The sequence below is a fragment of the Lutibacter sp. genome (assembly GCF_041596795.1).
Lineage (GTDB): Bacteria > Bacteroidota > Bacteroidia > Flavobacteriales > Flavobacteriaceae > Lutibacter.
The window spans coordinates 1-10,532 of record NZ_JBFHHX010000114.1; the positions used below are offsets into that span (position 1 = coordinate 1).

Here is a 10,532-nt window from a genome sequence, read left to right on the forward strand (position 1 = left end):
ATCTGGAATGATGGCAAAACTAAAAGAAGCTCAGCAAAAAATTGAGGCCACAAAATTACGATTAAACACTATTTTAATTGATGGTGAAGCTGGCAATGGAATGGTAAAAGTTACAGTTACTGCTAACAGAGCTGTTAAAAACATCACTATTTCTGATGAGTTAACAGACAAAGAAGAAATAGAGGATTTATTAGTAATTGCCTTAAATAAAGCCTTAGAAAAAGCAAATTCTATCAGCGAAACCGAATTGGCTGCTGCTGCAAAAGATGGAATGCCTAATATTCCGGGAATGGATTTGTTTAAATAGATTTAGATGATAATTGGTATTTGGTAAATAGCATTTTATACTCAACTATATCGAGATTATAAACTTAAAACCTCTATTCTACAAAAAAATCATCTTTAAAACCAATTAAATACACTTTTTCCTGAGCACGTGTTATTGCTGTGTATAACCAACGTAAATACGGAATACTTTGTCCGTCTGGTAAATACGGTTGTTCTATAAAAACAGTTTTCCATTGTCCTCCTTGCGATTTATGACACGTAACTGCGTAAGAAAACTTTACTTGTAGTGCATTAAAATATTTACTCTTTTTAATACCAAGTAATTGTTTATATTTTGAAGTTTCATGCGCAAAATCTTTCCCAACTTCATGGTATAGTTTATTAGACTCTTCGTAAGACAACGATGGTGTTTCTGAAGTTAGCGTGTCTAACAATAATACTGTTTCAAAAGGTTTTTGGGTTGGATAATCAATCATTCTAATTTGCACTTCTGCAAACCTAAAACCATATAATTCTTTAATACTAAATATTTGAAGTATTTCACAAATATCACCATTAGCAATAAAACCAGCATCACTACTTTCTTTTAACCAGAAATAATTGTTTTTAACAACCATTACAAAATCTCCCGTAGAAATTTCATTTTCCTGACCGCGAATTTTACTTCTTATTTGTTGGTTGTATTGGTTGGCTCTTTTATTTGAGCGCACAATAAAAGCAGTGTCTTCCACTCCAATATTATCGTAAGAACTATTTATGGCATCTTCAATTTCATAACCATCAATAAGTCTTATTAAATCTGGATAACCCAATCTAAATTTAAAATCACTAAAACCACTATTTGCTAAAATAAAACGTAAATCGGTAGCATTTACCAAAATTCCAGAATCGGCATGTTGCCTCATAACTTCATTCAATTCAATTTCAGTAACAATTTTATCGTAATTTAAATGTAATTTCTGCGCATCTAATGCTGGACTTAATTCTAGTTTTACAGGCGGTAATTGAGCTGTATCGCCAATTAAAATTAATTTACAATGAGCCCCAGAGTATACAAATGAGATTAAATCATCCAATAATGATGAATTTTCGAACAAATTTCCATTTGTAGAAGAATCCGGTATCATAGATGCTTCATCAACAATAAAAATGGTATTTGTATGCTTATTTACTTGTAAAGAAAAATCAATTCCACCTTTTTTGTTTTTACGCGGATGGTATATTTTTTTATGAATTGTAAAAGCTTGCCTACCAGAATAACCGGAAATTACTTTTGCGGCTCTACCAGTTGGAGCTAACAAAACCGCCTTTTTACCGGCTTTCCATAAATTATTTACAACCGTACTAATAGACGTTGTTTTACCGGTTCCGGCATATCCTTTAATTAAAAATAAGTGCCTGTTATCATTTTCAAAAATAAAATCTGATAATTTTTGAAGCAAAACATCTTGTAAAATTGTAGGCTCAAAAGGAAAGTTTTCAGTTAGATTATTGTAAAATTCTTGTGTAGTTTTAATCATTTTGTAATAAAATTCAAATATACAAATTGATTTATGCTTAAAAGTTTTTCTCATTAAAAAAAATTTGTAGATTTGCGTACACACAAAAAATTAATAATACAAATACAAATGACAACAATATTGATTATTATAGCGGCCATTTTAGTTACCGCATTATTAGCTTACGCCATTGTAAATTATATTCCGAGAAAATTACATTGGATTTTATCAATTTTATTAATTGCAATTGCAGCTTTTTTAGTTTATAAAATCAATTATGAAATTCAAAAACCAATGCAGTTTAACAAAGAGAAAAAAGTTAGATACGCAAAGGTAATTGAACGTTTGAAAATTATTAGAGATGCCGAAGTAGCTTTCAAAAAAGTAAAAGGAAGATATACTGATAATGGAGAAGAATTAATTAGCTTTATTGAAAATGGTAAATTTGCCTTAACTCAAACAAGAAACGTAGTTAAAACTATAAATGTTGGTGGAGGAATTACTAAAGAAATTGAAGAAAGAGTTGTTGATACTATTGGTTACGAAGACGTAAAAACAAAATTTGCAGGTACAGATTACAAAAATATGCTTAAAATACCTGGTACAGATCAAAATTTCAAAATTGAAATTGGTTTTGTTGAAAAAATTGCAGGTTTAAAAGCTCAAGTTTTTGAAGTAAGAGTTGACAAAGCTTTAATTTTAGAAGGATTGGATTATAACCTTGTAAAACAAGAAAAAGAAGCCATTGGAGGTGAAGATATTAAAGGTGAATTTTTAAGAGTAGGATCATTAGGTGAAGTTAGCGAAGACGGTAACTGGCCTCCATTTTATGATAAAGGAGATAAAAAAGATATCGAAGAATAATTTAGATTTTAACAATCTAGAGAAATACCATTTATCCATCCAACTTAGTTTGGATGGATTTTCTTTTTGTATAGCAAATATTCATAACAAAGAAATAGATTATTTTTCATCATTTGAATTTTCAGATGATTATGAAATTTCTCCATACAAACAGCTTGAATTTGTTGAAGAAATTTTTAAAAATGAAACCATTCTTCAGCATGCATATAAATCGTTAAGTGTAACTCATTTTAACAACTTAGTAACACAAGTACCTTCCGCCCTATTTGATAAAAATAACCTGGCAAACTATTTAAAGTATTCTATAAAAGTACTTGAAAACGATTTTATAACCTTTGATGAGTTAAAAAACGACAACATAGTAAATGTGTATATTCCCTTTGTGAATGTAAATAATTTCTTGTTTGACCAATATGGCTCTTTTATATTTAAACATTCATCTACGGTTTTAATAGAGTGCTTATTAAACGAATTTAAGCATAAAGAAGAACCTATATGCTTTGTAAACGTTACAAACTTGGCTTTTGAAATTGTAGTACTTAAAAATAAAAAACTAGCGTTATATAATATATTTAATTTTAAAACAAAGGAAGATTTTATATACTATATACTATTTATTGCGGAACAACTAAATTTAAACCCAGAAGAATTTCAATTGGTTTTAATGGGCAACATTGAAAAAGATTCTGAACTATACAAAATTGTTTATCAATATATTAGAAAAGTAAGTTTTTATAATAATTTATCATACAATAATACTATTGAAGGCATTTATACACATGAATATTACACTTTACTAAATCAAATTTAATGCGAATTATATCAGGAAAATACAAAAGTAAAAGATTACAAGCGCCTAAAAAGCTACCTGTTAGACCAACTACAGATATTGCAAAAGAAGCCTTATTTAACATTTTAAACAATCTTTTTTATTTTCACGAAATTTCAGTTCTAGATTTATTTTCAGGAACTGGAAATATTAGTTACGAATTTGGTTCAAGAGGTACAGAAAAAATAACATCAGTAGATGAAAATTTTGGGTGTATAAAATATATCAATCAAATTTCTGATGAATTAGATTTAGGTATTTTAACTGTAAAAAGTGACGTTTTTAAATATTTAGAAAAATCTAACGCTAAGTTTGATGTTATTTTTGCAGATCCACCTTATGATTTTGAACTTTCTCAATTTGAAAAAATTGTAGAATTGGTATTTGACAATCAATTATTAGATGAAGGTGGTGTTTTAATTTTAGAACACTCTAAATTCACAAAAATTGAAAACAATACACATTTAAGTTATCAAAAGAAATATGGAGGAAGTGTATTTAGCTTTTTTGAAAATCCAGAAATAGATGATGAAGAAAACGAAGAAAATTAAAGAAGTGATTCAATTATTTTCTTTTCAGTAATTCCTTCTGCTTCAGCTTTATAATTCCTAACAATTCTATGTTTTAAAATAGCATAAGCAACAGCTTGAACATCTTCAATATCTGGAGAAAATTTACCATGTATTGCGGCATTTGCTTTTGCCGCCAAAATTAAATTTTGAGAAGCTCTAGGTCCTGCGCCCCAATCTAAATAGTTAACAACAATCTCAGGAGCATTTACTGAATTAGGTCTTGTTTTAGAAACTAAATTCACTGCATATTCAATCACGTTTTCCGCCACAGGAATTCTTCTAATTAAATGTTGAAAAGCGTTTATCTCATCTGCAGAAAGAACCGTTTCAATTTTAACTTTAAAATCGTTTGTTGTGGTTTTTACCACCTCTACTTCTTCTTCAAAAGTTGGATATTCTAAATTAATAGAAAACATAAACCTATCTAATTGTGCTTCTGGTAACGGATAAGTTCCCTCTTGCTCTATTGGGTTTTGTGTAGCCAACACAAAAAATGGTTTTGATAAAGTATAATGATGTCCAGCTACTGTAACCGTACGTTCCTGCATAGCTTCTAACAATGCAGCTTGTGTTTTTGGAGGTGTTCTGTTTATTTCATCGGCCAATATTATGTTACTAAATATTGGCCCTTTTATAAATTTAAAATGATTTGTTTCATCTAATATTTCACTTCCTAAAATATCCGAAGGCATTAAATCTGGAGTAAACTGAATTCTTTTAAAATCTAACCCCAATGTTTCAGCTATTGTATTAACAATAAGCGTTTTAGCTAATCCTGGAACTCCAATTAATAACGAATGACCGCCGCTTAAAATAGAAAGTAAAATATGATCAATAGCTATGTTTTGACCAATAATAACTTTACTTATTTCTTTTTTTAAAGCTTTATGTTTTTCAACTAAATCTTTTAACGCAGCAACATCAGACATATTTACTCTTTTTTCCAGTTATTAGTAAATTCACATTCTTTAAAGTCCTTTCCTATTTTTATATAGGTATCTCCAATTTTACTTTTCACCCATTTATCAACAGCTTCCTCTTGTCTTTTTTGCAAAGTTAATTGTTGAATTTTCTCATAATCTTTTACAAAGTCTGCTTTGTGGGTTTCGTCTTTAGATTTTAGTAAAATAATTTTAAACATTTTTTCTCCACCTCTTACTTCTTCATAAAATGGCTGTGTCATTTCACCCATTTTTAAATTGTTTATTTTACCGTATAAATCAGGTCCCATTAATGTTAAATCAAATTTAGTATCATTAGACTCTGGATTTAAAATTAACCCTTTATTATTTTTTGTTTCAGTATCATCAGAAAAATTTACAACAGCCTCTTCAAAAGTTATTTCACCATTTAAAATTTGGTTTCTAATTTTTTCTATTTCAGTTTTTGCAGCATTCATTTCTTGATCGCTAATTTTTGGCTGCATTAAAATATGACGCACATCACGTTCTTGACCTTTAATTTTTTCTACTTGAATAATGTGAAATCCAAAACCTGATTCAAATGGATCAGAAATTTCACCTTCATCTAAAGAAAAAGCTACTTCTTTAAATTCTTTTATAAAACCACTTTCTCTGGTAATTGTATATTTTCCACCTGAACCAGCTCCACTTCCAGAAACCGCAGGATCATCTGAATTAATAATAGCTTTTAAACGAAAGCTGTAACCGTCTTCAATATCTTTTTTTAATTCTTGTAATTTAGCAACTACTCTATTTGTTTCTTCTTCAGAAGGTTTTAAATACTTTACAATTTGTGCAATTTCTACTTCAGCACTAAATTCTGGTAAACTATTTTCGTTTTCTAAGTTTTTAAAATATGTTCTAACTTCTTCTGGAGTTACATCAATTTTATCTGTAATACTTGCTCTTTCACGTCTAATAAGTAATTGTTCTTTTTGAATATTACCAAGTTCTTCTCTTAAATCATCTTCATCATTAAAACCATACATTTTAAGAACTTTTTCCATAGAACCTAATTGTTGAGTAAAATAACCCATATTTCTTTCAACTTCCGATTGAATTTCATCTTCTGTTACAACAATACTATCTACTACAGCATGATGTGCAATTAATTTTTGAGTCATAATTTCCTCTAAAATTTCACAATCAGTAATTTCAATTTTACCTTCCATTCTTTGTTGCAATTCTTTCTTGAATTTATCAATATCAGAATCTAATACTATATTTTTACCAACAACTACGGCTACTCCATCTACTTTTATTCTTTTATTTTTTGTTGATAAGCTATCTTGAGAATATAAGTTTAAGGCAACTAATAAAAAAGATAGTATTGTTATTGTTTTACTCATTTTAATATATTTCAAATTGTTTTTTGTTTTGCGCATCTTCTATTAATGTTTCTTCAATATTTTTTAATAACTGCAACTTACGTTGATGTAAAATCATTTGTTTTATAGATGGAGTAATATAGCTTTTTGGAGCAATATCATTCCTATTTAACACTTTTTTAATTTTGACCAAATATAGGCTTAATGAATCTTCTTTTTGAATAAAATTATCGTTTTTTAAAAGCTCTTGCTTGTCTATATTTTTAAGAATTGGAATTTTAGCATACACTTCACTTAATTTAACCCAAACTGAATCGTTTAAATGACTTGATTTAATAAAAATTTCTCTTGCTTTTAAGGTGTCTAAATCTTTCTTTTTTGATGAATTAAACAATCGTATTAATTCGGATTTATTCGCTAAATTTTTACCAATTTTAATATATCTTAATTTTAAAAGCTCTTCATTTAATTTAAAATTTTGATTGTTTTCATTATAAAAATTAGTAATATCTTCTTTTGTTACTTCATAATTTAAATACTGATTTACAACTGCTTCTTTATAGGAATTAATGTATAAATCTTCTCTGTATTTTTTTACCAATTCTTCAAAATTATCAGAGTTATCTTCTAAATTTATTTGAGCTTTTGAAAGCAATAATTGCTGTTTTACCCAATTATTTATGTAGCTATTTACCAACAGAATACTGTCTTGTTCAGATAAATCTGCATTAAAAATATTCTTTAAATCTTCTTTATACAAATAGGTATCTTTTACCCTTGCAAGCGCTTCCTTTTTACTATCTTTAAATGTAAAATAATTACAAGATTGCAAGGTTACTAACAGTACTATAAATGATACTAAATTTTTCAAAAAAATTATAATTTTAGTTTAAGAAGTTTTTTCTTTTCTGTTTTATTTACTTCAACATTATATTTTGAATGTAAATTATTTATCCATTGTTGTTCCAAATAACTTTGATAATCGGAAATTACAGTTCCTTTAATGTCACTTAAATTTTTATCTCCATATTTTTCAGCCTTTCGCTCATTAAAAAAGTGAGCTAGACCTGTGCTATCTTTAGATTTTTCCCAAACTTTTTGTTCCAATAAATCAAACAATAATAATCCTTCTTTAAATTCTTTAAACATTAAGGCAAATTCTTGATTATCTGTTTCAATATTTTTTTTATAATAATTAAGTACTTCTTTTTCCTTAAAACCAACTATTGCTTTATCTATATCGGAAGAATTTACAGTTTTTAAATAGGAAATAAAATTACTTTGTGAAATATTTTCATCTTTAATTTTTAACAAATTGCTTTTAAAATTATCTGAATTTGTTTTCCAATCTTCTGTTTTAAACTGATTTAAAGCCTCGGTATTTACCGTAACATTATACTCCTTAAATAACCTTTTTAATACAGATTGACCAATTAAATTAGAACGTTCATCATTATTAACTTGCTCTGTAAGTTTTTCTTTTAAAATATCGAAACTTTCAATAGGATACTTTTTTATTAATTTTACAATATGCCAACCAAACTGAGTTTGAAATGGTTTTGAAATATCGCCTTCATTTTTTAAGCTAAAAGATTCATTAGCAAAATTTTCAATCATTCTACCAGTTCCAAATTTAGGTAATTTCCCTCCATTATTTCCACTTGCTTTATCATCAGAAACAAGTTTGGCCAATTCAAAAAAATCGGCTTTATTAGTTGTTATTTCAGTATAAATAGAATCTATTTTAGATTTTGCTAAAGCTTCATCATTTTTAATCATAATATGAGCAACTTCAACATCACCTTTAGAATTTCTAACATTGTGAACCTTTAAAATATGATATCCAAATTTTGTTCTAAAAGGCATTGAAACTTCATTAATTTTTGTATTAAAAGCTTCGTTTTCAAAAGGGTACACCATTTGCAAACCTGTAAAATATCCAATTCTTCCGCCATTTTGTTGAACAGTTGGATCTTCAGAATATTTAAGCGCTACTTCTTTAAAGTCTTCACCTTTTTGTAATAAATCTCTAGCTTCTAACAATTTATTGTATGCAATTAAGGTGTCATTTGCAGTTGCGTCAGGTTTTAAAAACAATAAAATATGACTTACATCTACTTCTTTTGTAATTCTATCATACGCTTCTTTCACCAAATGTTCTGATACGTTTTTATCCTTTAAATAAGGTGCTATTAAACTTTCTTTATATTCTTTTAATTCCTTTTTAAATTTTTGAATAGTGTCTAGTTTTAATTCAAAAGCTTCTTTCACTTTTAATTTATAATTTACATACAAATCTAAATAACTTTCAATTCCGTTTTTAGATGTTTCTTCAATTATAGCACTATTTTTTTTATAAACATTTATAAATTCTTGTGTAAATACAGGCTCTTTATCAATATAAAACAACACATTTTTATTTTCTTGTGCGTTTAATTTAATACCAAAAAAAAGCACAATTAACACTAAATATTTAAAATTCATAGTTTTAAGTAAGGGTTTTATAAACAAAAAGTTTATTAAATTTTATGATATAAAAACGTTGCAATTTATTTTTTATTTTTTGTTTTTCTTGTTAAAAGTATCACAAAGATATAATTCCTTCAATTTTTTCTGCTTCCATATATTTTATAATAATATGATCGGCTTTTTTCATAACCACATGAATGGAAACACTTGTGTATTTACCCGTTTTTGACGATGTTTTATTTATAACTGCACCTTCATAATTAAAAAGGTTTTCAATTTGGCTAATTTTATCCTCATCCGTAGGAACAATAAATTTAAACAAATATTTTGTTGGAAAAGAAGTGTCCTGTTTTAATTTTTTCTTTAATTTTTTATAAAATTGTGTTCTATTATCCATTATCTTTTTATTTATAGCACTCAAATTTAGTACCATATTTAACCTGTTAATATTTAACTGACAAAATTACACTATTATTTTTAGTATTATTTTTGAAAAACTTATTTTTGTGCTATGCAAAAAAAAATTGTTTTAACCGGCGGACCAAGTACAGGAAAAACTACAATAATTGAAGAATTAATGGCTAGAGATTTTATGTGTATGACCGAAATTTCTAGAGAGGTTACTTTAAATGCACGTAAAAAAGGAATAGAACAATTATTTTTAACTAAACCCTTATTGTTTAGTGAATTACTTTTAGAAGGTAGAATAAACCAATTTATTGAAGCGGAGAAAATAAACAGTGATATTATTTTTTTTGATAGAGGTATTCCAGATGTACACGCGTACATGAACTATATTAGTATAGATTATCCTAAAACCTATGTGCAGAAAAGTAATTTATATAAATACGATTATATTTTTTTAATGCCACCTTGGGAAGATATTTATATTACTGATAATGAACGTTATGAAAATTTTGAGCAAGCACTTGCCATTCATAACCATTTAGAAAGAACCTATAAAAAATTAAATTACAATGTTATAGAAGTTCCATTTGGAACTGTATCAGAAAGAGCAGATTTTATATTACAAAATATAAAATAATGGAAACTCCAATTGAAATTCTTAAAAAATATTGGAATCATAACCAATTTAGACCTCCGCAACAAGAAATTATAAATGCTGTTTTAGAGCATAAAAATTGTTCGGTTTTACTTCCTACTGGAGGAGGAAAATCGCTTTGTTATCAAATTCCCGCTTTACTTTCAAACGGTGTTTGTATTGTAATTTCACCATTAATAGCACTAATTAAAGATCAAGTTAATAGTTTAAAAGAAAAAAATATAAAAGCTATTGCTTTATTATCTCATTTATCTCAAGATGAAATTATTACAGCCTTTGACAATTTACAATTTGGTGGTTACAAATTTTTATACTTGTCTCCAGAAAAATTACAATCGCCATTTATTCAAGATAAAATAAAACAACTTAAAGTATCTATTATTGCTATTGATGAAGCGCATTGCATCTCTGAATGGGGACACGATTTTAGACCATCGTATTTAAAATTAACCATTTTAAAAGAATTACAGCCAAAAGCTACTTTTATAGCGTTAACCGCAACTGCTACAGAAAAAGTATTAAATGATATTCAGCATAATTTAAATTTAGAAAACGCACAATTATTTAAAAAATCGTTTAAAAGAAAAAACCTTCATTTTAATGTTATTGAAACCGAAGATAGTTACAATAAGTTATTACAAATTGTAAAAAAAATAAA

At 27.2% G+C, this 10,532-nt stretch carries 12 protein-coding genes; 6 read left to right on the forward strand and 6 right to left on the reverse strand.

Annotated elements, in window-relative coordinates; all coding sequences use genetic code 11:
- Positions 1 to 7 precede the first annotated feature (7 nt).
- On the forward strand, positions 8 to 307 hold the full coding sequence (locus ABY298_RS12095; RefSeq protein ID WP_372746328.1) for a YbaB/EbfC family nucleoid-associated protein: 300 nt from the start codon (positions 8 to 10) through the stop codon (positions 305 to 307).
- 73 nt (positions 308 to 380) lie between these two features.
- Here ABY298_RS12095 and ABY298_RS12100 read toward each other — a convergent pair whose 3' ends face one another.
- Entirely contained in the window at positions 381 to 1,808 is a 1,428-nt protein-coding gene (locus tag ABY298_RS12100) for an ATP-dependent RecD-like DNA helicase (RefSeq protein ID WP_372746317.1), read from the reverse strand.
- 108 nt (positions 1,809 to 1,916) lie between these two features.
- Here ABY298_RS12100 and ABY298_RS12105 point away from each other — a divergent pair, with 108 nt between their 5' ends.
- Genes ABY298_RS12105 through ABY298_RS12115 form a run of 3 tightly spaced genes read left to right on the forward strand, consistent with a single transcriptional unit; the run spans position 1,917 to position 4,031 of the window.
- A complete protein-coding gene (locus ABY298_RS12105; RefSeq protein WP_372746318.1) occupies positions 1,917 to 2,651 on the forward strand; it encodes a hypothetical protein in 735 nt (244 codons plus the stop codon).
- Positions 2,617 to 3,462 carry a DUF3822 family protein gene (locus ABY298_RS12110; protein WP_372746319.1) on the forward strand — a complete coding sequence of 282 codons (846 nt, stop codon included), beginning with the start codon at positions 2,617 to 2,619 and terminating at the stop codon, positions 3,460 to 3,462. Before ABY298_RS12105 ends, ABY298_RS12110 begins: the two co-directional genes overlap by 35 nt.
- On the forward strand, positions 3,462 to 4,031 hold the full coding sequence (locus ABY298_RS12115) for an RsmD family RNA methyltransferase (RefSeq protein ID WP_372746320.1): 570 nt from the start codon (positions 3,462 to 3,464) through the stop codon (positions 4,029 to 4,031). The genes ABY298_RS12110 and ABY298_RS12115 overlap by 1 nt, the downstream gene beginning before the upstream one ends.
- Here the strand turns inward: ABY298_RS12115 and ABY298_RS12120 are convergent.
- The 5 genes from ABY298_RS12120 to ABY298_RS12140 all read right to left on the reverse strand — a co-directional run bounded on the left by ABY298_RS12120 (position 4,028) and on the right by ABY298_RS12140 (position 9,208).
- Positions 4,028 to 4,981 (reverse strand): AAA family ATPase, encoded by a 954-nt coding sequence (locus ABY298_RS12120; protein WP_372746321.1) that lies wholly within the window; start codon positions 4,979 to 4,981, stop codon positions 4,028 to 4,030. The two genes, ABY298_RS12115 and ABY298_RS12120, sit on opposite strands and share 4 nt — an antisense overlap.
- A 2-nt stretch (positions 4,982 to 4,983) precedes the next feature.
- Positions 4,984 to 6,363, reverse strand: a complete 1,380-nt coding sequence (locus tag ABY298_RS12125; RefSeq protein ID WP_372746322.1) for a peptidylprolyl isomerase — start codon at positions 6,361 to 6,363, stop codon at positions 4,984 to 4,986.
- Position 6,364: 1 nt separating this feature from the next.
- Complete coding sequence (locus tag ABY298_RS12130; protein ID WP_372746323.1) at positions 6,365 to 7,213, reverse strand: peptidyl-prolyl cis-trans isomerase; 849 nt, start codon at positions 7,211 to 7,213, stop codon at positions 6,365 to 6,367.
- 5 nt (positions 7,214 to 7,218) lie between these two features.
- On the reverse strand, positions 7,219 to 8,826 hold the full coding sequence (locus ABY298_RS12135) for a peptidylprolyl isomerase (RefSeq protein ID WP_372746324.1): 1,608 nt from the start codon (positions 8,824 to 8,826) through the stop codon (positions 7,219 to 7,221).
- A gap of 100 nt (positions 8,827 to 8,926) precedes the next feature.
- Positions 8,927 to 9,208 carry a DUF493 family protein gene (locus ABY298_RS12140; protein WP_372746325.1) on the reverse strand — a complete coding sequence of 94 codons (282 nt, stop codon included), beginning with the start codon at positions 9,206 to 9,208 and terminating at the stop codon, positions 8,927 to 8,929.
- A gap of 114 nt (positions 9,209 to 9,322) precedes the next feature.
- Between ABY298_RS12140 and ABY298_RS12145 the strand changes: the two genes are divergently transcribed.
- Together ABY298_RS12145 and ABY298_RS12150 are read left to right on the forward strand one after the other, a co-directional pair.
- Positions 9,323 to 9,856 carry an AAA family ATPase gene (locus ABY298_RS12145; protein WP_372746326.1) on the forward strand — a complete coding sequence of 178 codons (534 nt, stop codon included), beginning with the start codon at positions 9,323 to 9,325 and terminating at the stop codon, positions 9,854 to 9,856.
- The coding region (locus ABY298_RS12150; RefSeq protein WP_372746327.1) for a RecQ family ATP-dependent DNA helicase at positions 9,856 to 10,532 on the forward strand (677 nt) is incomplete at its 3' end. The genes ABY298_RS12145 and ABY298_RS12150, both read left to right, overlap by 1 nt.